At 68.3% G+C, this 24979-nt stretch carries 23 protein-coding genes; 5 read left to right on the top strand and 18 right to left on the bottom strand.

All coding sequences use genetic code 11. The annotated features are described in order from the left end of the window. Positions 1 to 94: 94 nt before the first annotated feature. Positions 95 to 1618: a CoA-acylating methylmalonate-semialdehyde dehydrogenase gene (locus G369_RS0100550; protein WP_019652018.1), complete on the bottom strand. Its 1524-nt coding sequence runs from the start codon at positions 1616 to 1618 to the stop codon at positions 95 to 97. Between the two features lie 160 nt (positions 1619 to 1778). On the opposite strand from G369_RS0100550, the gene G369_RS0100545 reads away from it, so the two are divergent. Both G369_RS0100545 and G369_RS0100540 read left to right on the top strand, forming a co-directional pair. Further along, positions 1779 to 2738, top strand: a complete 960-nt coding sequence (locus G369_RS0100545) for a LysR family transcriptional regulator (RefSeq protein WP_019652017.1) — start codon at positions 1779 to 1781, stop codon at positions 2736 to 2738. A gap of 41 nt (positions 2739 to 2779) precedes the next feature. Beyond that, positions 2780 to 3949: a pyridoxal phosphate-dependent aminotransferase gene (locus tag G369_RS0100540; RefSeq protein WP_019652016.1), complete on the top strand. Its 1170-nt coding sequence runs from the start codon at positions 2780 to 2782 to the stop codon at positions 3947 to 3949. On the opposite strand, the gene G369_RS0100535 is transcribed toward G369_RS0100540, so the two are convergent. The 3 genes from G369_RS0100535 to G369_RS0100525 form a co-directional block, all read right to left on the bottom strand. Continuing rightward, positions 3946 to 5328, bottom strand: coding sequence for a CoA transferase (locus G369_RS0100535; protein ID WP_019652015.1), 1383 nt, complete (start codon positions 5326 to 5328; stop codon positions 3946 to 3948). The genes G369_RS0100540 and G369_RS0100535 overlap by 4 nt on opposite strands. Positions 5329 to 5407: 79 nt before the next feature. Beyond that, positions 5408 to 6046, bottom strand: coding sequence for a 3-oxoacid CoA-transferase subunit B (locus G369_RS0100530; RefSeq protein WP_019652014.1), 639 nt, complete (start codon positions 6044 to 6046; stop codon positions 5408 to 5410). 1 nt (position 6047) lies between these two features. Next, the gene (locus G369_RS0100525; RefSeq protein WP_019652013.1) at positions 6048 to 6851 is read right to left on the bottom strand and encodes a CoA transferase subunit A; all 804 of its coding nucleotides are present in this window, start codon (positions 6849 to 6851) and stop codon (positions 6048 to 6050) included. Between the two features lie 114 nt (positions 6852 to 6965). Here G369_RS0100525 and G369_RS0100520 point away from each other — a divergent pair, with 114 nt between their 5' ends. Continuing rightward, positions 6966 to 7532: a LuxR C-terminal-related transcriptional regulator gene (locus G369_RS0100520; protein WP_019652012.1), complete on the top strand. Its 567-nt coding sequence runs from the start codon at positions 6966 to 6968 to the stop codon at positions 7530 to 7532. Here G369_RS0100520 and G369_RS0100515 read toward each other — a convergent pair. Then, positions 7529 to 8026: a GNAT family N-acetyltransferase gene (locus G369_RS0100515; RefSeq protein WP_019652011.1), complete on the bottom strand. Its 498-nt coding sequence runs from the start codon at positions 8024 to 8026 to the stop codon at positions 7529 to 7531. The two genes, G369_RS0100520 and G369_RS0100515, sit on opposite strands and share 4 nt — an antisense overlap. Before the next feature lie 235 nt (positions 8027 to 8261). On the opposite strand from G369_RS0100515, the gene G369_RS39020 reads away from it, so the two are divergent. Next, the gene (locus G369_RS39020) at positions 8262 to 8408 is read left to right on the top strand and encodes a hypothetical protein (RefSeq protein ID WP_019652010.1); all 147 of its coding nucleotides are present in this window, start codon (positions 8262 to 8264) and stop codon (positions 8406 to 8408) included. 12 nt (positions 8409 to 8420) lie between these two features. Here the strand turns inward: G369_RS39020 and G369_RS0100505 are convergent, their stop codons facing one another. From G369_RS0100505 to G369_RS0100445, 13 genes are all read right to left on the bottom strand, one after another. Next, positions 8421 to 9389, bottom strand: a complete 969-nt coding sequence (locus G369_RS0100505; RefSeq protein ID WP_019652009.1) for a Bug family tripartite tricarboxylate transporter substrate binding protein — start codon at positions 9387 to 9389, stop codon at positions 8421 to 8423. A 52-nt stretch (positions 9390 to 9441) separates the two neighbouring features. Beyond that, on the bottom strand, positions 9442 to 9822 hold the full coding sequence (locus G369_RS0100500; protein WP_019652008.1) for a VOC family protein: 381 nt from the start codon (positions 9820 to 9822) through the stop codon (positions 9442 to 9444). Further along, complete coding sequence (locus G369_RS0100495; protein WP_019652007.1) at positions 9819 to 10808, bottom strand: hydroxymethylglutaryl-CoA lyase; 990 nt, start codon at positions 10806 to 10808, stop codon at positions 9819 to 9821. Before G369_RS0100495 ends, G369_RS0100500 begins: the two co-directional genes overlap by 4 nt. Then, positions 10805 to 11980, bottom strand: a complete 1176-nt coding sequence (locus G369_RS0100490) for a CaiB/BaiF CoA transferase family protein (protein ID WP_019652006.1) — start codon at positions 11978 to 11980, stop codon at positions 10805 to 10807. Before G369_RS0100490 ends, G369_RS0100495 begins: the two co-directional genes overlap by 4 nt. 124 nt (positions 11981 to 12104) lie before the next feature. Continuing rightward, positions 12105 to 12887, bottom strand: coding sequence for a magnesium transporter CorA family protein (locus tag G369_RS0100485; RefSeq protein ID WP_019652005.1), 783 nt, complete (start codon positions 12885 to 12887; stop codon positions 12105 to 12107). Continuing rightward, entirely contained in the window at positions 12884 to 13615 is a 732-nt protein-coding gene (locus G369_RS0100480) for a phospholipase D-like domain-containing protein (protein WP_019652004.1), read from the bottom strand. The genes G369_RS0100485 and G369_RS0100480 overlap by 4 nt, the downstream gene beginning before the upstream one ends. Position 13616: 1 nt before the next feature. Continuing rightward, positions 13617 to 18869, bottom strand: a complete 5253-nt coding sequence (locus tag G369_RS0100475) for a DNA repair ATPase (protein ID WP_019652003.1) — start codon at positions 18867 to 18869, stop codon at positions 13617 to 13619. Between the two features lie 12 nt (positions 18870 to 18881). Continuing rightward, positions 18882 to 19427 carry a TFIIB-type zinc ribbon-containing protein gene (locus G369_RS0100470; RefSeq protein WP_019652002.1) on the bottom strand — a complete coding sequence of 182 codons (546 nt, stop codon included), beginning with the start codon at positions 19425 to 19427 and terminating at the stop codon, positions 18882 to 18884. Further along, the gene (locus G369_RS0100465) at positions 19424 to 21616 is read right to left on the bottom strand and encodes a hypothetical protein (RefSeq protein ID WP_019652001.1); all 2193 of its coding nucleotides are present in this window, start codon (positions 21614 to 21616) and stop codon (positions 19424 to 19426) included. Before G369_RS0100465 ends, G369_RS0100470 begins: the two co-directional genes overlap by 4 nt. An 80-nt stretch (positions 21617 to 21696) precedes the next feature. After that, the gene (locus tag G369_RS0100460; RefSeq protein WP_019652000.1) at positions 21697 to 22350 is read right to left on the bottom strand and encodes an OB-fold-containig protein; all 654 of its coding nucleotides are present in this window, start codon (positions 22348 to 22350) and stop codon (positions 21697 to 21699) included. A 25-nt stretch (positions 22351 to 22375) separates the two neighbouring features. Further along, the gene (locus G369_RS35240; RefSeq protein WP_019651999.1) at positions 22376 to 22759 is read right to left on the bottom strand and encodes a hypothetical protein; all 384 of its coding nucleotides are present in this window, start codon (positions 22757 to 22759) and stop codon (positions 22376 to 22378) included. A gap of 8 nt (positions 22760 to 22767) precedes the next feature. Continuing rightward, on the bottom strand, positions 22768 to 23478 hold the full coding sequence (locus tag G369_RS0100450; protein WP_019651998.1) for a PspA/IM30 family protein: 711 nt from the start codon (positions 23476 to 23478) through the stop codon (positions 22768 to 22770). A gap of 11 nt (positions 23479 to 23489) precedes the next feature. Beyond that, complete coding sequence (locus G369_RS0100445) at positions 23490 to 23906, bottom strand: YjfI family protein (RefSeq protein WP_019651997.1); 417 nt, start codon at positions 23904 to 23906, stop codon at positions 23490 to 23492. 140 nt (positions 23907 to 24046) lie between these two features. On the opposite strand from G369_RS0100445, the gene G369_RS0100440 reads away from it, so the two are divergent. Beyond that, on the top strand, positions 24047 to 24967 hold the full coding sequence (locus G369_RS0100440; protein ID WP_019651996.1) for a LysR family transcriptional regulator: 921 nt from the start codon (positions 24047 to 24049) through the stop codon (positions 24965 to 24967). The last annotated feature ends 12 nt before the right edge of the window (positions 24968 to 24979 follow it).

The raw sequence follows: 24979 nt of genomic DNA, 5'->3' as shown, positions 1-24979 counted from the left end.
CACAGCAGATCATTTCTCGAGTCCTCTTTCCGGGGACATCGCGCAGCCGGCCTTGCCGGATCGCAGATGTGGCCCCGGGAGCCTGGGGGCGAGCTTATTTCAGGCTGATGGTCGTGTTCACGCCGTGCGAGACGGTGCTGTCGTCGAACCAGCGCGCCGTCACCGTCTTGGTCTGCGTGTAGAACAGCACGACCTGCTTGCCGTACGGGCCCAGGTCGCCGAGCTTCGAAGCGCGCGAGCCGGTGAACGAGAACATCGGCACCGGCACCGGGATCGGCACGTTGATGCCCACCTGGCCCACGTCGATGTCTTCCTGGAAGCGACGCGCCGCCGCGCCCGACTGCGTGAAGATCGCAGTGCCGTTGCCGTTCGGGTTGCTGTTGATCAGCTCGATGGCCTCGTCGATGTTCTCGGCGTCCGCGACGCACAGCACGGGGCCGAAGATTTCCTGGTCGTAGATCGTCATGCCGGGCTTCACGCCGGTGAAGATCGTCGGGCCGACGAAGTTGCCCTTCTCGTAGCCGGGCACCGTCGGCTTGCGGCCGTCGAGCACCAGCTTCGCGCCGTCGGCTTCGCCGCGCTCGATGAGGCTGTTCACGCGGTCGTAGGCGGCGCACGAGACCAGCGGGCCCACGTCCACGCCCTTGTCGGTGCCGGCGCCGACCTTCAGCGTCTTCGCCTTCTCGATCAGCTCGGGCACCCAGTTGCGCGCCTCGCCCACCAGCACCGCCACCGACACCGCCATGCAGCGCTGGCCCGCGGCGCCGAAGCTCGCGCCGGCCAGTGCGTTGAGCGTCTGCTCCTTGTTGGCGTCGGGCATCACGATGGCATGGTTCTTCGCGCCCATCATGCATTGCACGCGCTTGCCGGCCAGCGTGGCGCGGTTGTAGACGTGCGTGCCGACCTTGGTGGAGCCGACGAAGCTGATCGCCTTGATGTCCTTGTGGTCGCAGATGCCGTTGACCACGGCCTCGCCGCCATGCACCACGTTCAGCACGCCGGGGGGCACGCCGGCCTCGAGCGCCAGTTCGCACAGGCGCATGGTGACCATCGGGTCCTGCTCGGAAGGCTTGAGCACGAAGGTGTTGCCGGTGACGATGGCCATCGGGAACATCCACAGCGGGATCATGGCCGGGAAGTTGAACGGCGTGATGCCGGCGCACACGCCCAGCGGCTGCAGCAGCGTGTAGGTGTCGACGCCGCTGGCCACGTTGTTGGCCAGTTCGCCGAGCTGCAGGTTGCCGATGTTCGAGGCGTGCTCGACCACTTCGAGGCCGCGGAACACGTCGCCTTCCGCGTCGGGCAGCGTCTTGCCCTGCTCGGCCGTCAAGATCGCGGCGAGCTCGCTCATGTTCTCGCGGATGAGCTGCTGCAGCTTCAGGAAGATGCGCGCGCGGGCGCCGATGGGCGTCTTGCGCCAGGTCTTGAAGGCTTCCCTGGCGGAAGCGACGGCGGCGTCGAGCTCGGCCTGCGTGGCGAAGGGCACGCGCGCCAGCACTTCCTGCGTGGCCGGGTTGACGACGTCGCGCCATTCGGTGGTCTTCGATTCGACCAGCTTTCCGCCGATCAGCAGCTTGACGGTGGCGACCTGGGTCGAGGGCGTGGTGGTGGCGTCCATGGGTTTTGTCTCCTGTGAATCTGTGAAAGCGGCGCCGGGCGAACCGGGTCGGTCACGCATCCTAGCTTTGCAGATTTGCCATGACAATAGACAAAATTGCGCGACGACTTTGCAAAAATGCAAAGCCTTCCACCCGATACGACCTGAAGCACGAAAGCACATGGACTGGGACAACCTGCGGTACTTCCTGGAGCTGGCCCGCTCGGGCACGCTGATGAGCGCGGCACGGCGGCTGGAGGTCGACCACACGACTGTGGCGCGGCGGATCCAGGCGCTCGAGAAGGAGGTCGGCGCCCCGCTCTTCTCGCGCGAATCGGGCGGCCACCGGCTCACCGAGGCGGGCCGGCGCCTGCAGCCGCAGGTCGAGGCGATGGAGAGCGCCTTCCTGGCGGTGGAGAGCACCGCGCCGGCATCGCAGGAAGGCCTTTCGGGCCTGGTGCGCATCGGCGCGACCGAAGGCTTCGGCACGGTGGTGCTGGCGCCGCAGCTCGCGTCGTTCGCGGTGCGGCACCCGAAGCTCACCATCGACCTGCTCGCGATGCCGCGTCTCGTGCACCTGTCTCGGCGCGAGGCCGACATCGTGATCTCGCTCGAACGCCCGGCGCGCGGGCCGGTGGTGGTCGCCAAGCTCACCGACTACACGCTGCGCCTGTACGCATCCAGGCAATACCTGTCGGCGCACAAGCCGATCCGCACCCGGGAGGACCTGCGCGGCCACACCTTCATCAGCTACGTGGACGACCTGCTCTTCAGCAAGGAGCTGCAGTACCTCGACGAACTGCACCGCCCCGACGCCTTCGCGCTGCGCAGCACCAGCGTGCTCGCGCAGCACAGCGCGGTGGCTGCGGGCGCGGGCATCGCGGTGCTGCCGGCGTTCCTCGCCGAACACGACAGCGCGCTGCGCCCCGTCCTGCCCGGGCAGGCGAACTTCACGCGCACCTTCTGGATGTCGATGCCGGCGGAGACCAAGCATCTCGCGCGCATGCAGGCGGTGTGGAACTTCCTGCGCGAGACGGTGCAGGAGCGGCAGTCGCTCTTGCTGCTGCAGCCGCCTGGCGAAGAGAATGAGTCGAGCGGCCCGCCACAACGGCCGGCCCGCCAGCGCAAGCCCACCCCATAACGATCGACCCGCTCCCCCAGACGGAGACAGGAGAAACGCCCATGCCACGCCACCGCCCCGCCCGACTCGAACACATCGCCGGCATCGGCGTCGACCGCATGGGCGCCATCGCAGACGACGCGAGCGGCCCGCCGTTCCTGCGGCTGGAGAACCTCGACGTCGACATCCCGCCAGACCCCGAAGCCGTCGCGCGCACCGTGCAGGCCGCATCGTTCGACCCCGACAACAGCTACCTGCCCTTCGTCGGCCAGTCCCGGCTGCGCGACGTGGCGGCGCGGCATGTGTCGGCGCTCTCGGGCGTGGCGTACAGCGGCGCGCGCAACTGCGTGATCTCGGCGGGCGGGCTCTCGGGCATCCTCAATGCGCTGCTCGCGACCGTCGAGGTCGGCGACGAAGTGCTGGTGACCGACCCGACCTACGCAGGCCTGCTCAACCGCATCCGCCTTGCGGGCGGCACACCGAAGTACGTGCCCTTCAGGTTCACACCCGGCGGTGAATGGGAGCTCGACCGCGAAGCGCTGCAACAGGCAGTCGGCCCGCGCGTGCGCACCATGCTGCTGATGTCGCCCTCGATGCCCTCGGGCGGCTGCTTCGACGAGGAAGACTGGCGCGCCATCGCCGCGCTGTGCGTGCAGCACGACATCACGCTGATCCTCGACACCGCGATGGAGCGCCTGCTGTACGACGGCCGCAAGCCCATCCATCCCGCGGGCCTGCCCGGCATGGCCGAGCGCACCATCACGGTGGGCTCGTCGGCCAAGGAACTGCGCATGATCGGCTGGCGCGTGGGCTGGACCGTGGCGCCCGAGAGTTACATGCCCGACCTCGTGGCCGTGTCGCTCGCCAATGTGGTGGTGCCCGTCGGTATCGCTCAGGACGCGGTGGCCACCGCGCTGGAGCAATCGCCGCGCACGCTCGCGCCCTACGTGGCGGAACTGGAGCGGCGGCGCGACACGGTGCTGGAGGAGCTCAAGGGCCTGCCGGTCGGCGTGCCGGGCGGTGGCTGGTCGCTGCTGCTGCGCACGAGCGATTTCGGCATCGACGGGCAGACGTTGTCGGAGCGCCTGCTCGCGCAGCGCGTCTGCGCCACCGCGATGAAGGGCTGGGGCGAGACGCATGGGGCGCAGTACCTGCGCTTCGTGTTTTCCAACGAGCCGGTGGAGCGGCTGCGGGGGTTGGGAGACAAGGTGCGGTCGGCGCTCGGGGCTTAAGGCCACCTCGGCGGATCGCTTCCCGGCGGCATCGAAGGCCGCACCCATTCGGCGGGCGTGCGTTGCAGTTGCGCGCTGTGTCGCAGCGCCGCCAGCCGGCCGAACCCGGAGTCGGAGGTTTCGACATACGGCTTCAGATCGGGCTTCGCAGCCGAGAGCCCGTCCTGCACGCGCCCGAGGCTGCGCAGCCACTGTCCCGTCTGCGCCAGCGACAGTTGCACGTGCCAGCTTCCACCCTCCCGCTGCTGGCGCCAAAGTGCCGCGGCTGCGCCGAAGGCGATCAGGTAGCCGGTGGCCTCGTCGAGGATCTGCATGGGCAGCGGCCTGGGCTTGCCGTCGCCTGCGGCCTCGCCCTCGGCGTGGTTGAAGCCCATCGCGGTCTGGACCAGCGAATCGAAACCCCGGCGACTTGCCCACGGCCCCTTGGTGCCGTAGGCGCTGAGCGATACGCAGACGATGCCGGGCCTCATGCTTGCCAGCGCTGCCGGTCCGAAGCCGCGCGCCTCGATGCCGCCCGGCCTGTAGCCCTGGACGAACACATGCGCATCGACCACCAGCCGCCGCAGGGCCGTCCGCCCCTCCTCGGTCTGCAGGTCGGCATGCGCCGAGAGCTTGCCCCGGCTGGTGTCGGCGATCGCACTGATGTTCGGCAGGTTCGGTGAGTTCACGAGCATCACCTCCGCGCCATAGGCCGCAAGGGCGCGTCCACCGACCGGCCCGGCAAGCACCCGCGTGAGGTCGAGCACGCGCAGGCCCGACAGGGGGCGCTCGTCTTCGCGCAGGGGCGGCAGTGCAAGCGGCGGCGCATCGCCGATGCGCTCGATGGTGAAGAGAGGCTGCGCGGCGACTGCGCGGCCCTGAGGCGAGGCGTCCCATTCGTCGAAGCGCCGCAGCGCCGTCACGACCAGCCCGGCCGCAGCCGCGGCATCTTCCAAGTCGAGCGCGGGCCACGCGGCCATCGCCCGCTCCGCGTCCGCGCGGGTGGCGGTGGCCGGGTCGAGATTCATCAGCCGCAGCGCGCCGTCGCGGTGATGCGCGAAGTTCGCGTGCAAGCGCACCCAGCCGTCGGCGCAGCGATAGAGCCCCGAGAACTCGTCCCATTGCGGTGGTACCTGGCCGTCCAGGCTGAACCAGCCCGTGCTCTCCAGGGCCGCATGAAGCATGTCGACGCCCACCTGCTGCCGTGGCGTTCCCCGCAGGTGCCCCAGTTCGCAGGCCGCGAGGGCCGCAGCAGCGATGGTGCCCTGCGCTGCAGTGCCTACCGCGAAGGAAGACGGCAGCACAGGTTCCGCACCGGTGAACCGCGCGAACTGCAAGGCCTCTTCGGGCAAGCCGGCTTGCCGCCAGATGCCGCCCAGAACCTCGCTCGAATTCACCATTTCCATGCTCCAAGGCAAAAAGGCAGGTCCGCTTGCGCGACCCTGCCTCTTGTTGTCGTTGCGTTTGCCGTCCGCCCAGTTACTGGATCAGCTTGGCCCCAGTCTTGGCCTGCAGCGCGTCGAAGGTGACGCCCGGCGCCAGCTCGACGACCTTCAGGCCCTCGGGCACCACGTCCATCACGGCCAGGTCGGTGATGATGCGGTCGACCACGCCCACGCCGGTCAGCGGCAGGGTGCACTTCTCGAGGATCTTCAAGTCCTCGGTGCCGTCCTTCTTCTTGGCGACGTGCTCCATCAGGACGATCACGCGCTTCACGCCGGCCACGAGGTCCATGGCGCCGCCCATGCCCTTGACCATCTTGCCGGGGATCATCCAGTTAGCGAGGTCGCCCTTGGTGCTGACCTGCATGGCGCCGAGGATCGACAGGTTGATCTTGCCGCCGCGGATCATCGCGAAGCTGTCATGGCTGCCGAAGATGGCCGAGCCCGGCAGCGTGGTCACGGTCTGCTTGCCGGCGTTGATCAGGTCGGCGTCGACCTGGTCTTCCGTCGGGAACGGGCCGATGCCGAGCATGCCGTTCTCGCTCTGCAGCCACACTTCCTTGTCGCCGGTGTGGTTGGCCACCAGCGTCGGGATGCCGATGCCGAGGTTGACGTAGAAGCCGTCCTCGAGTTCCTGGGCGGCGCGGGCCGCCATCTGGTCTTGGGTCCAGGGCATCTCAGGCTCCTTCTTTCTTGTTGACGACCTTGGCAGGCACTTCGCTGCCGGCTGCTGCAGCGGCGGCGATGACGGTCTGCGCCTCGACCTTGGCGGCGGCGGCATCGACCGATGCGCTCACGGTGCGCTTCTCGATGCGCTTCTCGGGGTTGGCGTTGAGCACGATGCGGTGCACGTAGATGCCCGGCAGGTGGATGTCGTCGGGGGCCAGTTCGCCCACCTCGACGATCTTCTCGACCTCGACGATGCAGATCTTGCCGGCCATGGCCGCGGCCGGGTTGAAGTTGCGCGCCGTCAGGCGGAAGCGCAGGTTGCCCGACTTGTCGGCCACGTCGGCCTTCACCAGCGCCACGTCGGGCACCAGCGAGCGTTCCATCACGTAGGTCTCGCCGTCGAACTCGCGCAGTTCCTTGCCTTCGGCAACCTGGGTGCCCACGCCGGTCTTGGTGAAGAAGGCCGGGATGCCGGCGCCGCCGGCGCGCAGCTTCTCGGCCAGCGTGCCCTGCGGCGTGAACTCCAGGGCCAGCTCGCCCGCGAGGTACTGGCGCTCGAACTCCTTGTTCTCACCGACGTAGGACGCGATCATCTTCTTGATCTGGCGCGTCTCCAGCAGCTTGCCGAGGCCGAAGCCGTCGACGCCCGCGTTGTTGGAGATGACGGTGAGGTTCTGGACGCCGGAATCCTTGAGCGCGTCGATCAGCGCTTCGGGAATGCCGCAGAGGCCGAAGCCGCCGACCGCGAGCATCTGCCCGTCGGCGACGACCCCCTTGAGTGCCGCATCAGCGGTGGGAAAAATCTTGTTCACTCGAGCTCCTCGATGGATGAATGAAAGTGGGTGGAAAGGAGTTGGTAAAGGGCGGGAAACCCCTGAACGATACTACCTACTCGCATACGTAGTATTTCGTAATGGAGACCCCCGATGCCCGAGATCGATTACCGGCTGGCGTTTGAACACGCGCCTGTCGGCATGGTGGTGTCGAGCAACCGCACCATCGTGGCGTGCAACCTGCGCGTTTGCGAGATTTTTGGCGCAACGCCCTCCGCGCTGGTCGGGCATTCGTTCAGCATCCTCTACCCGAGCGTGGCCGAGTTCGAGCGCATCGGCAAGCGCATGGAGCCCTTCCTCAACGCCAGCGGGCACTACGCCGACAACCGCATGATGAAGCGGCTGGGCAACCTGCACGGCGCCATCGCCGACGAGACCTTCTGGTGCCACGTGACCGGCCACGCCATGAACCGCGATGCCCCCCACGAGGCCGGTATCTGGACCTTCGAGGACCTGGGCTCGCGCCGCGCCGTCAAGGCCGAACTCACGCCGCGCGAGCGCGAAGTTGCGGCGCAGGTGATGCGCGGGCTGACCTCCAAGGAGATCGGCAAGGCGCTGGGCATCAGCCACCGCACCGTCGAACTCCACCGCGCCCGGCTGATGCGCAAGTATTCGGCCGCGACCACGGCGGAGCTGGTGCAGAAGCTGATCGCAGGCTAGGGCCGGCCTGCGAGCTCGATGCGCAGGCGCACCATGTCGCGCAGCACGATGCCGTCCTGCCTCTGCAGCCTGCCGCTGCCCGCGCGGCGCACGAAGAAGTCGGTGTCGACGCCGACGATGCGGAAGCCGAAGCGCTGGTAGAAGGCCAGCTCGCGCAGGCTGCTGTTGCCTGTACCCACCTCGAGCAGTTGCGCACCGTGCTCGGCCGCCAGCGCCTTCGCCTTGCGCAGCAGCGCGGTGCCGACACCATGGCTGCGCAGTTCGCCGCGCACCGCGATGTTCATGATTTCCCAGGTGCCGACGCGGGTTTCGAGCAGCACCATCTGGCCGACGACCTCGCCTGCCGCCTCCGCCAGCCAGAGCTCGCCGCGCGAGAGGTACTTGCGGATCTCGGCGCGCGGGCCGTCGGCGGCCAGCAGCAGCGGCCATGGCATCGGATCGGCGGGGGTGGCGCGGCGCATCTTCAGCCTTGGCGCTGTCGTCTTGCTCTTCATTCTTGCGGGTCTGCCTGCTTGTTCGTCTATGGATCGCTCGAGGGGCGCTGGATTCTCGCCCCACGCGCGCGGGCCCACAGATTCGAAAGCTCCGCCCGAAGTTCCGTCCGGCGGATGCCCCATCGTTGCGAAAACGGAAACGCCGTGTCGACGAAACGCCTGTGCCGCAGCGCGCTGCGAAGCCTATCGTGGAGGCCATCGGGGCGATGAGCCCGCAACCACACAGGAGTCCGAAATGTCCACACCCATCCATTCCGAACGCAGCCTCCTGCTGCAGACACAGGCCTCGGTCGCCCGCGCCCATGCGCTCGCCGTGCGCCAGCTGCCGGTCGCGATGACGCTCTCCGCGATCATTCTTTCGATCATCAACGTCAAGCTGTAGCCGCGCCTTGGATCAATCGGGCTTGATGTCCGCCGACTTGATCACCTTCGACCAGGTCGCCAGTTCCTGGTCGACGAATTTCGCGAGCGTCGCCGAGTCCATGTAGGTCGCGAAGGCGCCCTGCTCGTCCACCTTCTTGCGGAAGGCTTCGCTCTCGACGATCTTGCGCAGTTCCGTGCTCAGCCTGTTGACGACCTCCGGCGGCGTCTTCGCCGGCGCGAACACCGCGAACCACGACTCGACCTCGTAGCCCGGCAGCCCCGCCTCGGCCGAAGTCGGCACGTCGGGCATCGACGGGTGGCGCTTGCTGCCCGTGTAGGCCAGCGGCTTGATGCGACCGCCTGCGAAGTGGCCGATGACGGAGGGCGGCGTGGTGATGAACATGTCCACGTTGCCCGAGATCAGGTCGTTGATCGCCGGCCCCGAGCCCTTGTAGGGCACGTGTGTCATCGCCTGCTTCGCCTGCCGCGACAGCAGCTCGCCCGCGATGTGCTGGATCGAGCCGTTGCCCGAGGAGGCATAGAACAGCCCGCCCTCCTTCCTGCCGCCGTACTCGATGAGCTCCTTCATCGACTTCACAGGCAGCTTGCCGCTCACCGCGACCACGTGCGGCGCGCGCATCACCATCGCCACCGGCACGAAGTCCTTGGTGGGGCTCCACTTGATGTTCGGGTAGAGCGAGGGATTGCCCACGTGGTAGCCCGAGTACTGCATCAGCAGCGTGTAGCCGTCGGGCGCGGCGCGCGCCACGAACTCGGTGCCGATGTTGCCGCTCGCGCCGGGCTTGTTGTCGACGACGACGGGCTGCCCCAGCGCACGCTGCAGCGGCTCGCCGACCAGGCGGGCCATGATGTCGGTGGAACCTGCCGGCGCGGTCGGCACGACCATCGTGATCGGCTTCGAGGGCCAGGCGTCGGCAGCGCTCGCGGCCGAAGCGGACAGGACAAGGCCGACCGCGACGAGGCGGTGGATGGTTTTCATGGTTTGTCTCCGGTGGTTTTGTTTTTGCTCGCTGTCTTCCGGGGCCTCGCCCTCAGGGTGACAGCTCCGAGATCTCGATCAGGTTGAGATCCGGATCGCGCACATAGACCGAGCGGATGCGCGAGGTGGCGCCGGTGCGCGTCACCGGCCCTTCGAGGATCGGCACGCCCTGCCTTGCAAGACGCGCAATGACTTCGTCCAGCGGCACGCTGGCGATGAAGCACAGGTCCAGCGAGCCGGGCGTGGGCAGCTGCGCCTTGGGCTCGAACTCGTGGCCCTTCACATGCAGGTTGATCTTCTGGTTGCCGAAGCGAAAGGCCTTGCGGCCGGCGCCGAAGCTCTCCAGCGACATGCCCATCACGTCGACGTAGAAGCGGATGCAGGCCTCCTCGTGCGCGGTGGTCAGCACGAGGTGGTCCAGGTGGTCGATCATGGTTGCAGCTCCTTCGTTGCGAGCCCGCGCTGCCTTGCACGAGCCACGATGTCGTTGAAATCCAGCGGCGGCGCATGCCGCGTCAGCCGGTGGCCGGCGCGCGAGACCTGGGCGGGCAGATCGTGCTGCAGCAGCGCTTCCAGGGCCACTGCGGTGCCGACCAGGCCCGCGAGGTCCATGCCGGTGTCATAGCCCATGCATTGCAGCATGTGGACCACGTCCTCCGTCGCCACGTTGCCGGTCGCGCCCGGCGCGTAGGGGCAGCCGCCGATGCCGCCGAGCGACATGTCGAGCCGGCGCATGCCGGCCTCGACCGCCGCCACCGTGTTCACGAGGCCCATGCCGCGCGTGTTGTGGAAGTGGGCCGTCCATTCCAGTGCCGGGTGGCTCGCCATCACCGCTTCGCAGATCTCCCCCACCTGCGTGGGATAGGCCATGCCCGTGGTGTCGCACAGCGTGATGCCCTGCACGTCCAGCGCGGCGAAGCGGTCGATCCAGCCACGTACGGCCGCCAGCGGCACCTCGCCCTCCATCGGGCAGCCGAACACGCATGAGAGCGACACGTTCACCGGCACGCTGGCGTGCTTCGCCAGGCCGATGACGTCGGCCAGCTGCGCGAAAGACTGCTCCCGCGTCATCCGCAGGTTGGCGAGGTTGTGCGTCTCGCTCGCCGACATGACGATGTTGAATTCGTCGATGCGGCTTTCCAGAGCGCGCTGCGCACCGCGCACATTGGGCACCAGCGCCGTGTAGACCACGCCGGGGCGGCGGGCGATCCGATTCATCACCTCCTCGCCGTCGCGCAGTGCGGGAATCGCCTTCGCCGAGGTGAAGGACGTGACTTCGATCTTCGCGTAGCCCAGGCCGCCGAGCCGGTCGATCAGCGCGATCTTGTCCTCCGTCGGGATGAAGCGGCTCTCCATCTGGAAGCCGTCGCGCGTCGCGACCTCGTTGATGAACAGCCGCGTGCCGTTGCCCTCCTTCATGCCGCCGCTCCTTCGGCACGGCGCGCGGGCCAGCCGCCGCCGCGCAGATCGCCATCGTGCTCGCCCAGCCGGGGCGCGGGGTGCGCGATGCGGCCCGGCGTGGCACTGAGCTTGGGCACCACGCCAGGCACCTTCAGCGTGGCGCCGTCGGAAGTCGAGGCTTCCACGATCATCCCGCGCGCCAGGTATTGCGGGTCGCTCGCGATGTCGGCCACCGTGTAGATGCGCCCCACTGGCACGCCCGCCGCATCGAGCGCGGCCAGCACCTCGTCGCGGCTGCGCCGCAGCGTCCATGCCTCGATGGCGGCGTCGATCTCGTCCACGCGCAGCACGCGGCCGTCGTTGTGCGCGAGCGCGGGGTCGCTTCCCAGGTCTTCCCGGCCGATGGCGCGCATCAGCCGGCGGAAGATGCTGTCGCCGTTGCCGGCCACCAGCACGTAGTGCCCGTCCTCGCAGCGGTAGGCGTTGGTCGGCGCGATGCCGGGCAGCGCGCTGCCGGCCCGCTCGCGCACGGCGCCGAAGGCGTCGTATTCGGGCAGCAGGCTTTCCATCACGTTGAACACCGACTCGTAGAGCGCCACGTCGATGAACTGCCCTTCTCCGCCATGGGCGGTACGGTGGTGCAGCGCGGTCAGCACGCCGATCACGCCGTGCAGCGCGGCCAGCGTGTCGCCCAGCGACACTCCCACGCGCACCGGCACCCGCTCCGGCTCGCCACTCAGGTAGCGCAGGCCGCCCATCGATTCGCCGAGCACGCCGAAGCCGGGCTTGTCGCGATAGGGCCCGGTCTGCCCGTAGCCCGAGATGCGCAGCATGATCAGCCGCGGGTTCAGCGCATGCAGCTCTTCCCACCCCAGGCCCCAGCCTTCGAGCGTGCCGGGCTTGAAGTTCTCGATCAGCACGTCGGCCTCGAGCGCCAGTGCGCGCACGGCCTCCTGACCTTCGGTGCTGCGCAGGTCGAGGCACACCGAGCGCTTGTTGCGCGACTGCACCTCCCACCATGCCGAGGTGCCGTTGTCGCGCAGCAGCCGCCACTTGCGCAGCGGATCGCCGACGCCGGCCGGCTCGACCTTGATCACGTCGGCACCGAACTCCGCCAGCGTCTTGCCGGCGAAGGGGCCGGCGATGAGCTGGCCGAGCTCCAGCACCTTCAGGCCTTCGAGTGCATTCATGTCCGCGTCCGTCTCCTTGGTTGGGCTGGCCCCGACTCTAGGAACGGATCGCGGAATGCGGAATTGCTTTGGCGGCAGCAGTCCTTCGCGAAACGCGAAGGCCACCGGCGACGGCAGGGCCGCCCTACTTCTTCTTCGACAAGCCCGATCCGAGGGGTGGCACGGCCGGCGCAGGCACATCGGGCGCCTTCACCCATCCGCGCAGCAGAACGCCCATGAAGAGTCCCGCACCGAAGATCGCCCAGTAGACCCAGCCCGGCAGGTTCTCGACGCCGCTGTGCAGGTTCATGCCGAAGGCCGCGCCGATGGCCATCAGCGGAAAGGTCAGCGCCGCGATGGTGTTGAGCTTGTGCTGCGCCCGGCTGACTTCGTTGGCCGCGCGCGCCTGCTGCTCGGCCGCGTGGGCAAGCCTGTAGTCCAGCGACATGCGGGTGTCCGCCATCAGCAACTCGAGCCCGCGCGAGATCTCCACCGCACGGTCGCGCAGGTCGGTGATCATCGAGTCTTCCGGCACGGCCTCCCGTGCGGCCTGCAGCGTGGCCTGCATGTTCGAGGCGGCGCGCGAGAGCGGAATCAGCGGCCCGAGGATCTGGAACAGCGCTTCCGAGCTGTCGGCGGCCTCGTGCCGGACCTCGAAGGCGGCCAGGGTCGCGCGGTAGTTCTCGACCAGCTTGGCCAGCGGCCGCTCGCCCGGGTTGTTGCCCTTGTGCAGCCAGGTGCCATCGGGCTTGCGCAGGAACACTGCCGCCTTGCGCTCCGACGCCGTGCCCGCCGGCGGCTCGTGCAGGATCACCATCAGGTGCCCCTGCTCGCGGATGACGCGCTGCGCGCCGTAGCTGGAGCCGCCCAGCCGCTGCTGCATCTCGGGCGGCAGTTCCCAGTCGTAGTCGATGCGTCGGGTGCTCATCGGGGGGCCTGCAGTTCTTTCCAGAGGCTGTCGAACTCGTCGGCGAAGCGCCGCACGAGCTGCGGGTCGTTGGTCAGCACCAGGTTCTCCTCGTTGAACTCGCAGGCGCTGCGCGTCCAGTTGTAGCTGCCGTTGAGCAGCCGGGCGCCGTCGAAGATGGCGAACTTGTGGTGCATGTGCGCCTCCGTTCGGTCCACCGCCACGGGAATGCCGGCAGCGCGCAGCTGGCCGATGTCGCTGCCGAGATCGAACTCCTTGTCGTTGTCGGAGATGCAGCGCAGCGATACGCCGCGCCGGTGCGCGGCCAGTACCTCGGCCGTGATGCGGTCGTCCGACAGGGTGAACACGCACAGGTCGATCGAATGCCTCGCCGCACGCAACTGCTGGTTGATGGCCTGCAGGCAGGCCGTTCCGGGGCTGAAGAAGGCCTGGGAGCGTACGGCCACGTTGTCGGGCGAGCGGCCGGTGTCGATGGCGCGGACCACGCCCTCCAGCCACTTCAGCAGCGCGAGCTGTTCAGGGTCGGCGGTGCGTGCGCGCACAAGGTCGAAGGCACGGTTGCGCAGCTGGCGCAGGCCGTCTTCGGGCGGCTGGGCCTCGCGCAGCGTGTGGACCAGCACGCGCCGCTCGTCGTCGCTCAGGCGGGCATCGGCGAGGGTGTCGTCGAGCTGGGCCAGCAGAAATGGCAGGCCGGGCGGTGCTTCGTTGGTCGCGGGCAAGGCCGACATCTCATTGCTCCTTGTCGGGTTCGGAGGCGCGCTTCGGCACCGCTCGCATGCTCATCGCCTCTGCCGCGAGCCGCTCCATGTTCTGCGCGATGGAACGGTCCAGCTCCAGGCGGCGCTCGGTGGCCGTCACCAGCGGCAGGATCAGCTCGCGGTAGGTCACGGCGATCTGCAGCATGGCGTCGGCCAGCCGCTGGCTTTCGCTGGGCCCTTCTGCGGGCGCTAGGGGTTCCGGCTTGAGCGCATCGACCGCGCGCGCCACTTCGAGCATGCTGCTGGCGATCCGCTGGCTGCCGTCCACGTCTGCCCCGCCGAGCTTGCGCTGGCGCACGAACTCCTCGCAGATCTCCTTCCAGCGCGCGTCTTCCTCGGGCGTCGGGCTGCCCAGGAGCTGCGCCAGGCGCAACAGGTTCTCCTCGGCCCCGGTGGTCAGGGTCTGGGCCTCGCCGCGGTAGTGGTCGCGCAGGAGCGAATCGAGCTCGTCGTCGCGCATCAGCGCGGTGATCTTGCCCGCCAGCTTGGTCATGTTGCGGTAGCTGCCCTGCAGCTTGAAGGGCGGCGCGATGCGGTACGACTCCTGCTGCGCAGCCGACTCGATATAGGCGAGGTTCACCTTCAGCAGCAGGTCGCGTGCACGGAAGAGCCGCTGCAGCAGCGCCTTGATCTCCTCCAGCTCGACTGCGCTGTACGCGTGCGAGAGCGCGCTGCTGGGCACCTCGTGGCCCTGGGCCATCTGCACCAGCAGCTGCACGTCCTTCGGGTCGCGCGAGGCAAGCGGCATCAGCGTGGGGTTCGACGTGAGGCTGTTCTCGATGTAGGAGAGCGCGAACGCCGACTCTCGGCCCGAGAGCACGTCGCCGAGGTTGTAGATGTCGGCCCGGTTGGCCAGCATGTCCGGGATCTTGAACACGTCGCCCGATTCGGTGTACGGGTTGCCTGCCATCACGATGGCGAAGCGCTTGCCGCGCATGTCGTAGCTGCGCGGTTCGCCGTTCCACACGCCTTCGATGCGGCGGGTGCCGTCGGCCAGCGCGATGAACTTCTGCAGGAACTCGGGGCTCGTGTGCTGGATGTCGTCGAGGTACAGCATCACGTTGCTGCCCATGGCGAGGCCCAGGTTGAGCTTCTCCAGCTCCTGCCGCGCCGCGCTGTTGGGCGCATTGGCCGGGTCGATGGCGGTCACGCCGTGGCCGAGCGCCGGGCAGTTGATGCGCACGAAGATCAGGCCCAGCCGGTCGGCCACGTACTCCATCAGCGTGGTCTTGCCGTAGCCCGGCGGAGAGATCAGCAGCAACAGGCCCATGCGGTCGGTGCGGCTGCCCTCGCCCGCCGAGCCGATCTGCTTGGCGAGGTTGTCGCCGATGATGGGCAGGTACAGCTCGTCGATCAGCTGGTTGCGCACGAAGGTGGAAAGCGGCTTGGCCTGGAACTGGCTCAGCTTGAGACGCGCCTTCTCCTCTTCGAGCAGCTCGTGGCGCAGCCGGTGCAGCGCCTCGAAGGCCGGCACCGCGTGCTGCGCGTGGAAGAGGAAACGGCGCCAGAAGTCGTTGAGGTTCAACACCAGCCGACCATCGGCCACGCGCGGATGCTCGCCCCTCAGCCCTTCGACGGCCTGGTCGAGCGCCACGTTGACCCGGGTGCGCTGAAGCGGCATGGCGAGCACGCTGGCCGCATCGTCCACCCAGTCGGCCGATTGCGGCGACTGGTGCACCGCATACGCGCGCACCCAGTCACGCGCGAGCCGCCAGCGCTCGGCCGGCGGTGCGGCGTCCAGGTCGGCCTGCCATGCCTCGCGGCGCCGACCGCGTTCGAGCTCGCGCAGCAATGCGGCGGCAAGGTCTTCGCCGGCGCCCGAGACCACCCAGGTCTCGCCGCCATGGGCAGAAAGCTCGCGCACGAGGTAGGCAGCCGACTGGTCGCATAGCGTGGCGACGAGCGCCTTGCGGCCCTCGGGCTCCTGCTCATCCTCCGCCGTCTCGCCCACCGCGAGCATGTCGGGCAGCACCTCGCGCACGAAATGCCCCAGCGAGCGGGCGACGTCGGCTTCGAGCTGGTCGAGGGCGTCGCGACGCCCGAAGAGCTCCTGCATCTGAAGCGCCGCGCGCGCACGGCGCAGCAGCGACTCGCGGTGCGCGATCAGGTGGCCGTGCTGCCAGTAGAGCAATGCCAGCGCACGCTCCGTCGGCCCCCAGGCGAGCAGCCCGGCCTGGTCCTGCATGGCGACCAGCGCGGCCAGCAGGCGAAGCGCATCGTCGTCGTGGATGCCCTTCTGATAGCCCTCCTGGTAGCGCGCGGCAGCGAAGCGGCGGACCATTTCGAGCAGCTGCGGATGCTGCGGGTCCTCGGCCAGCAGCGTGCGCACGTCGGCCCAGCTGCGTTCGGCCCTGCCTTCGAGCAGCGCTTCGAGCAGGCGGCCTGCGAGGTACTCGGCGCGCGACAGCTCGGGCGTCTCGGACACCAGCGACTGGCCCCAGTAGTCCCGCAGCGCCTGCAGGCGCTCGTCTTTCACCGGGCTCAGGTAGTCGGTGCCCGTCACCTGGTAGGCCATGCCTTCCTCGCGGGCCACCAGCGTCAGGTCGACGGGCTGGCGGTGCACGGTGAAGACGTGGCGCCCCAGGCGCAGCGTATCGCCGCCCTCGCTCACCAGTTCGCGTTTGTCGCGAACGGCGCGCAGGGCCTGGTCGCGCGCGGTCTTCAGGCGCGTGTCGAGCTCGTCGGCAGGCACCGCCGCCCCCAGCGTGCGCAGGTCGGCGATCAGCGTGCGCAGCTTGCCGATCATCGGGTCGGCGGCGAAGTAGCTGTGGACCTGCGTCAGATCGGACAGCTGCGCGATGCGGCGCGGAATGCCGTCGAGGATGCGCCCCGCCGCGTCGATCACGCCCTGCGCGCGGCGCTGGCGAGCCTCGACCAGGGCCTGCCGCCGGGCCGACAGCGCCTCGTAGACGCTCTCGCGCTTCTCGGCGATGTCGCCCAGGAACTCGTCCTGCTCGGCGAAGCGGCCTTCGATCTCTTCCAGCTGTGCCAGCAGTCGGGTGAGCGCGTCGTCACACTTCTCGGGCGTGTCGGCGAACTCCAGCGCGTTCTCGACCGCCTGTCCGAAGAGCTTGAACTGCGCGCCGAACTCGGCCCGCGCCTCGGTCACGCCCAGCGACTTGCGCCGGGCGCGCGCGTCGGCGCGCATGCGGTTGATGTCGGCGTAGATGAGAGAGATGCGGTCGAGGATGGATGTGCGGATCACCGCATCGCCGCCCGGCAGGCTGCCGAGCTGCTCGGTCAGCAGGTCGAGGCCGGCGGCCTGCTCGTCGAGGGTGGCGAGCAGTTGCCCCAGCGCCGGGGAGGTGCCGAGGTTGGGCAGTTCCGTCGCGAGCTTGTCCAGCGCCTGGCGCTGGCCGGCGAAGGCGGTATCCGCCGCCAGGAACTGCATGGCGCGCTCGCCGATGCGCTGCTGCTCGGTTTCGAGCTCCGCGTCCATCGCGGCGATGCGCGGCAGGTCGGCGTAGCGCAGCTCCTTGAGCATCTGCAGCGCGCCGCGGCGTTCGCGCAGCCGGCCCAGCGCCTTCACGAAGTCGTCGGGCGCGCGCCAGAGCGTGCTGGCGATGTCGACCAGGAGCGCGTGCTGTTCCTCTTCCGCGCGGGCCAGCGCGCGGGCGGTCTCGCGGCGGATGGTGTCGACTTTCTCGAACTCGGCCAGCGTGCTGCGCGCCACCTCCGCGATGCTGCGCAGCTCGCCCATGATGCCGGCGGCCTCGGGCGCGTCGAGCCAGAAGTAGGCGTCGCTCACGCGGGTGCACTGGCGGATCAGGTCCTCGTAGGCGGCCTTGGTCGGCGCCTGCTCGCGCACCGCGCGCGCGATGCCCATCAGGTCGCTCACGCCGCGCACGAGCTCGGCGTTGCCGATCTTGCCGAAGAAGCCGGCAGCGGGCGGCTGCGCGCTCGCATGCTCCTCGCTCGCGAAGGGCGTCTTCCACAGCTGCATCGGGTGCACGCGCGTCGGCTCGCCGTCGTTGTCGCGGAACACCAGGATGCGGCCGTCGGCGAAGCGCGCGTAGCCGTTGGCGATGATCGGCGTGGCGAGCTTCTTCTCGATCAGGTTGTAGTTGAAGAGCGCGTAGCGGCCGGGCCTGGGGTCGTAGAAGATGTAGGCAACGTCCTCGCCGTTGGGCGAACGCAGCATGCGCTTGAAGCGCAGGTTCTCGACCATCTCGGAAGGCAGGTCGAAGCGCTTGTGCTCGCCCGACTGCAGGTAGTAGCCGCCCGGAAAGATGATGCCGTGGTCTTCCGGCAGCTGCACGCAGGAGCCGCCGATGGCGTCGATGCGCTCGACCTGCTGGGTGCGGATGTTGAACACCAGGTAGCGCGTGACCTGCTCGCGGTAGGGCTTCACGCGCAGCAGGATCAGCATGCCAAGCTTCGCCCACGCGATCTCGGCATCGGTCAGCGACTGGCTGCGGTCTTCCACCGGCTCGCTGTAGATGCCCAGCCCGGTCTCGGTGTTGTTCTCGATCTTGATCGTGAGGTCGCCGCCCAGCGTCTCGACGAAGACGGTGTCGAGCACGTTGACGTGCGGGTGCTTGCCGCCCACATGGTCTTCGCGGGTGGCCACTGTCCACTCGAAGTCGTGGCTCGGCGGCAGGGCGATGTCTCGCTCGCCGCGGTTGTCGATGTACTGGATGCGGCCGTCGCGCTCGATGGCCCAGCGGAACACGCGCACGTCGGTGAGCTGCTGGCCGATCTGGAAGGAGGCGAGCAGCTTGTCCTGCGTGACGCGAAGCTGCAGCAGCGTGGCCTGCTTGTAGTAGGCGTAGAGCTCGCGGAAGTCGGAGGCGAAGCGCGCATCCTCGAGGAAGCTGCCCGTCAGCGGCACCGGCTGCAGCTCGTCGCTGTCCGCGCCCTGTCCGGCTTCGCCCGGCGACACCAGGCGGTAGAGGCCGAACACGTCGCCGACAGTGGTCTCCTTGCGCAGGCCGATGAACACGTTGTAGCCGAACAGCAGCAGGTCGCCGATGCGCACGAGGTCGCGCGCCACGGCGTTGTTCTCGGTGCGCGCGCGGGTGCGCAGCACCAGGGCCTGGTCGGAGCGGCCGAACTCGGCCAGCCGCTGCTCGTTGAGCGCCTGCGTCTTCTTCAGCAGGCCCTCGCCCTGGTTCTCCAGCCGCTTCTTCAGCAGGTCGTAGCTGCCGCTGCCGGACACCAGCGCCTCGGTCTGCGATTCGGCGGCGACGGCCGGCGGCGCGCCTTTTTCATCCGTTGGTTGCATAGTTCGGCGCGGTCAGTCCGCGCGGAGCAAGGCGAGCAGTTCGTCGCGGTGGGGCTGGGTATCGAGCCAGGCGCGGATGCGGTCCAGCTCGTCGATGCATACGTCGCCGTAGCGGCGGCGCAGCGCCGCAACGCGGGCCTCGCGGACCACCTCGGTCTGCAAGCGGCGCTGCCATCCGTCGGACAGCATCTCGTCGAGCCGGCCGGCCAGGCCCCGGCTCACGATGGCGCGCCACTCGCCCTGGTCGAACCAGAGGTTCTGGCAGGCCACGCAGCGGTCGACGCGGAAGTCGGGGCCCGCGCTCATGCGCAGGCGCTGCATCAGGCGTTCGCATTCGGGGCAGTGCCGCACCGCCGTGGCATCGAACACCTCGATGACCTGGTCGTCGACCGCCTGCGGCACGCGGCTCGCGTCGCCCGCCTTCCAGGCGCGCCAGTCGTCCATGTCCATCAACATGCCGTGGCAGTCGTCGCACTGCACTGCGAGCAGCCCCTCGGCCAGCGCCACCGGCCGCATCGGCAAGTGCGCGGGACAGCTGCACTTGAGGTTCGCGTTCATCGCGCCGCTTCCCCGGCGGCGCCGTTGCGGAAGGTGGCGACCAGGTTGCGCAGCGCGCTCTTCTGGCTCTCGCTGCCGTCGGTGGCGATCCTGTTCATCAGGGCGGCCACGCTGAGGTTCTGCACCTCGCCCGACGAGCTGCCCAGTGCGCCGACGATGTCGCGCAGGTCCTTCACCACGTCGCGCTCGCCGGAGAGCTGATCCTTGAAGGCCACTTGCAGCGCATTGCTCTTGGAGATGACGCCGTCGATGCCCTTGCCCACCGAGAGCGAGCGCACGAAGCTGTCGAAGTAGTCGCCCTGCCCGCCCACGATGTCGATCTTGGCGTTGGCCAGCGCGGTGCCCAGCACCTCGGCCTGCTCCTTGGCGATGGCGGTCTGCGCGTCGATGCCCTTGAGGGTCTCGATGTGCGACTTCTCCAGGCGCATGCGGAATTCCTCGTGGTCGCGCGTCTCGGGGCTCATGGACTTCATGGCCTCGAACTTCTCGTGCAGGCCCTTGGCCTCGGCACCGAAACGCGCCTCGATGACCTGCGCATCGGCCTGGCCCGACTTGAGCGTGGCCTCGGCGTCCGCAGTACGCACGTTGACTTCGGCGAGGCCGAGCTTCTCCTTGCCCGAGGCCTCGGCCTCGAACTTGGCGCGCATGCCGGCAGCTTCGGCCTGCGAGCGGGCCTCGATCACCTGTGCGTCGGCCTGGCCGGCCTTGAGGATCGCGTCGGCATCGGCCTGGCGGACATGCACTTCGGCAAGGCCCAGCTTCTCCTTGCCCGTGGCCTCGGCCTCGAAGCTGGCGAGCTTGGCCTGCGCGGTGGCGATCTCGACCTTGGCAGCCGCCAGCCCCGGCGCGGCCGAGATGGCCTCCACGCCTTCGGCCTCACGCTTCTTCGATTCGGCCTCGCGCTCGGCCACCTTCAGCTTGGCCTCGGCCAGCGTGAGTTCTTCCGCGGCCTTGTGGCGGGCGCGCTTTTCCTGAGTCTCGGCGGCCTTCAGGTCGAGCACCATCTTCTCGTCGGCCTGCCCCTCGGCCATGATGACGACCGACTTCTTGGTGCGCTCGGCCTCGGCGACCACGCGCAGCTCCTTGATGGCCTCTTCCTGCTCGGCCACCGTGCGCTCGACCACGATGCGCTCGCGAATCACGTCGGCGATCGCCTTCTTCTGCACCTCGACGGCCTTGTCCTTCTCGATGCGCTGCAGCGTCACTTCCTTCTCGCGGTCGACCACCTCCAGGTCGCGGGCGCGGATGACCTTCTCCTCTTCGACGGCCACGGCGCGCTTGCGATTGTTCTCGGCCACTTCCTTCTCGCGCTGCACGTTCTCCTGCTGCACCGACACCGACTGTTCAGCGAGCAGGCGCGCGGTTTCGGACTTGGTGCGCTCCTCGGCCTGGATCTTGGCGGTCTCGGCCTCCTCGCGGGCACGCACGCTGGCAATCTCGCGCTGCTGGCGTGCGGTGGCGTCGGCCTGCTGGCGCTCGAGCTCGAGCAGGGCTTCCTGCGTCTCGACGTTCTTCTTCTTGATCTGCATTTCCTCGTTGCGGCGCAGCTCGTTGGTGCGCACGTGCTCCACGGCGGTGAGCTCGGTGATCTTCTTGATGCCCTGCGCGTCGAGGATGTTGTTGGCGTCGAGCTCCGACAGCGGCGTCTGCTCGAGGAAATCGATGGCGGCGTCTTCCAGCACGTAGCCGGAGAGGTCGTTGCCGATCTGGCTCACGATCTGGTCTCGGAAGTTGTCGCGCGCCTGGTAGAGGTCGACGAAGTCCATCGACTTGCCCACCGTCTTCAGCGCCTCGGAGAACTTGGCGGAGAACAGCTCCTCCAGCGTCTCGTGGTTGGAGGCCCGCGCGCAGCCGATGCCCTGCGCCACCTTGAGCACGTCGTCGGCCGTCTTGTTCACGCGAACGAAGAACTTCACCTTGATGTCCGCGCGGATGTTGTCGCGGCAGATCAGGCCCTCGTTGCCGGAGCGGTCGATCTCGATGGTCTTGACCGAGATGTCCATCAGCTCGGCCTTGTGGATGATCGGATAGACCATGCGCCCGGTGAAGGTCACCTCGGGCTCCGCGCGCAGCGTGTTCACGATGAGCGCGTGGCCCTGCTCGATCTTGCGATAGAACTTGGCGAACATCGCGAACAGGCCGAGAACGAGGATGGCCAGTATGACGACGGCGAAGATGATGGGCTCCATTTTTTCTCCAGAGATGCTTGAGAGCGAAAGAAACGAAACGGGTGAGGGCCGGGTGGCGGCGCGCCGGTGGGCGCGCGCACTCAGGCCGCGTGGTCGTCGTGCGCGGCGATGAGGTAGCGCGCGGCCACCTCGTCGTACTCGACGATCAGCGCCTGCGAGCCGCGCTTGAGCGTGTTGGGCGTGGGAGCCCACACGCGGATGTTCAGGCTGGCGCCGCGCCGCGCCACCTCGGCGCGGCCGTCCTTCTCGTTGACCACGCCGGTCACGACGCGGCACAACTGGCCGACCAGCGCCGCGTTGCTCACGGCCGTGTGGCTCACGAACAGGCCTCGCAAGGGCCGGATGGCGACGGCCGTGACCGGAATGGCGATGAGCGCGCTGGCCACCAGCAAGGCGGTGCCCGCCAGAAGCTGCAGCGGCATGGTGGGCACCAGCGGCAGCAGCCACTCGCCACCCAGGCAGGACACGGTCCACGCGACGAGCACCAGCAGGCTCACGGCCACCGAGAACGGCACGCCGTTCAGGCCCAGGGCCACGACGTAGCTGGCCAGGTGCCCTATGTCGCTGGTGTCGCCATCCGCGTGCGTGTGGACATCGACGTCCACATCCAGGCCGCTGTGTTCGATGTCGACCATTCCGAGCATCGCGAGCACCCAGTAGATCACCACGACGCCGAGCAGCACCGTGTAGATCGCGGTCGGGTACCCCGTCACCGCTCCCAAGAAATCGCCCATTGATCCTCCCGCGTGCGGGTTGTTGTCAGTTGTTCTGTTTGCTGCCGCGAACCGGCTTCCTCGCGCCGGTGCTGTTCTTCTTCGTTGCCGCGGCCGGCTTGCCCGCGAAGGCAATCAGGTCGCGCGTGGCCCTCTCCTTGATGGCCAGTCTGTCGTCTGCGGCGAGGCCGTATCGCTTCGCCAGGAATTCGTAGTCGGCGGCGCTCAGCGACACCGTGAGACGCGGCCGCTTCGGCTTGGCCGTGGTGGCGAGGCCGAGCACCTGCCGGATCTGGTCCGAAGTGGAAACGTGCTGCTTGAAGGCCGCGGTACGCACGGCCTCCAGCACCGCCTCCTCCACGTCGAACGCGACCTGGACGGCGCGCAGCGCCTCGTCCGAGCCCTGCCAGCGAACCGGCTTGACGCGCATGATGCCTATTACGCCTCGGGTGCCGCCGGCTTCGCCTGGCGGGCGCGGATGCGCTCCATCACCTTGCCGGTGCGGTCGGCGTCGCCGCCGATGCCCGCGGCGGCCAGCTTCTTCTCGAGCGCGCCGTGGCCGAACTCGTCTTCGAGCTGCTTGCTGGCCGTCATGCGGTCGGACAGGTCTTCATGCCGCGCGCGGATGCGCTCCAGCGACTCGCGCGCATTGGCCAGCCGCGAGCCGCCGCTGCCGATGTTCTCGGAGATCGACTGCGTGGCGCGGTAGACGCTCTCGGTGGTCTTGGCGATGCCGATCTCGCGTTCGTGCTCGCGGATGCGCGCCTCGGCGGACTTGATCAGGTCCTTGAGCTTGGACACCTGCAGCGCGTACGAGGCGTGGGCCTTGGCCTGCTCCTCGAGCTCCTGCTCGAGCGCGCCGACCTTGGCCGCGACATCGAGCGCCAGGCCTTCCTGCGTCTTGTTGAGGGCCTCGAGCGCCAGGCCCTCATAGCGCGCGACTTCATTCTTCAGCCGTTCGATCTCGCGGGCCGACTGCATCTCCTTGGCCATCACGCCCGTGAGGTCGCCCTTGGCCTTCTCGATGCTGTGCTTGGCATCGATGATTTCCTGCTCGTAGATGCGCGTGGCATTGCTGTCGACCACGCTCTCGCCGATTTCGCGCGCGCTGCCGCGCAGCAGGGTGACGAGCTTCTTGATGACTGTCATGGGACCTCCGCTTAATTCAGGAATTCGGACAGGGCGTCGAGCGCATCGAGCGCGTTGTCGCTGAGCACCGCAACCTCGCGGGCGATGTCCTGCACGCTGGCATCGCGGCCCAGCGCGCCGGTGAGCACGTAGCGGCCGTCGACGCGACCGAAGGAAGACAGGGGAACCGAGGGATTCAGGTCGAGCAGCGATTCGAGCAGCTCGGTGCGGCGCGCCGGCTTCACCTCTTCCTCGGCCCAGAGGTAGCAGATGCAGATGATCTGCATGTCGGAACTGGTGACGAAGATCGGCAGTTCGTCGCGCCCCTCGATGCTCACCTGGATCACGGGCGTGTGGCCCGGAATGGGCTGCAGCTGCACGGACCGCCCGCCCATCTCTGCGCCTGCCAGCACATCCAGTCCCCTCAGTTGATCGAGCAGTGGTTGCATACCTCTCCTTGTGGTGAATACCTTTGGAAGCGAGCGGTGCTTCGATGGATTCACTATAGGGATTCGGACATAACATGTCAAAAGATATCTTTCGCCGGACCCATGACTTTCGGCACTGGCGCGCTCCCTAGAATTCGCCGATGGCCAGCACCATCAATCCCGCGCGTGTCGATTTCGTGACGCTTCGCCTCTTCTGCGCCGTGGCCCAGTCGGGCAGCATCACCAAGGGTGCGGAGGCGTGCCACCTCGCGCTCTCGGCCGCAAGCCGGCGGCTATCCGATTTCGAAGCGGCAACAGGGTCGAAGCTGCTTGAACGCAGCTCCCAGGGCATCGCGCTCACGCCTGCGGGCCATGTGGCGATGCAGCATGCGATGCGGCTCTTCCAGGGCTTCGAGCAGTTCAGCAGCGAGCTCGGCGACTACTCGAGCGGCGTGCGCGGCCACGTGCGGCTGTGGGCCAACATGTCTGCGCTGACGGAGTTCCTGCCCGCTACGCTCGCGGCCTTTCTCGCGCAGCATCCGGACATCCGCGTCGAGGTCGAGGAGCAGCTGAGCGGCGACATCGTGCGCGCGCTCGTCGATGGGCTCGCAGACGTCGGCGTGTTCGCCGAGAACACTCCTGCCTACGGCCTCGACGTGCAGCCCTTCCAGACCGACGAGCTCGTGGTGCTCTGTGCGAAGCAGCATCCGCTGGCACGCAGCCGCATGAAGCAGACGGATTTCAGGAGCTGCCTCGCGCATGAGTTCGTGGGGCTGAACCGCAGCAGCTCGCTGCTGGAGCTGACCTCGCGCGCGGCCGAGCAGGCCGGCATTCCGATGCGCCTGCGCGTGCAGGTGCGCAGCTTCGACGCGATGTGCCACATGATCGCGGCCAACCTGGGCATCGGCGTGGTGCCGCTGGCCGCCTGCAAGGCGCAGGTGGAGGCGCTCGACCTGAAGGTCGTGCACCTCAAGGACGAATGGGCCACGCGGCGGCTGCTGATGGCGACGAAGAAGGGGGCCGAGCTCTCCCCCGCGGCGCGGCTGCTGGTGCGCCAGTTGCTGCAGCCCGCCGCTCCCTGAGGCTGCTCTGCT

This window comes from Variovorax atrisoli 110B, assembly GCF_000382045.1.
Lineage (GTDB): Bacteria > Pseudomonadota > Gammaproteobacteria > Burkholderiales > Burkholderiaceae_C > Variovorax > Variovorax atrisoli.
The sequence above is the reverse complement of the archived record's forward strand: the minus strand, read 5'-3'. Positions and strand labels throughout refer to the sequence as shown.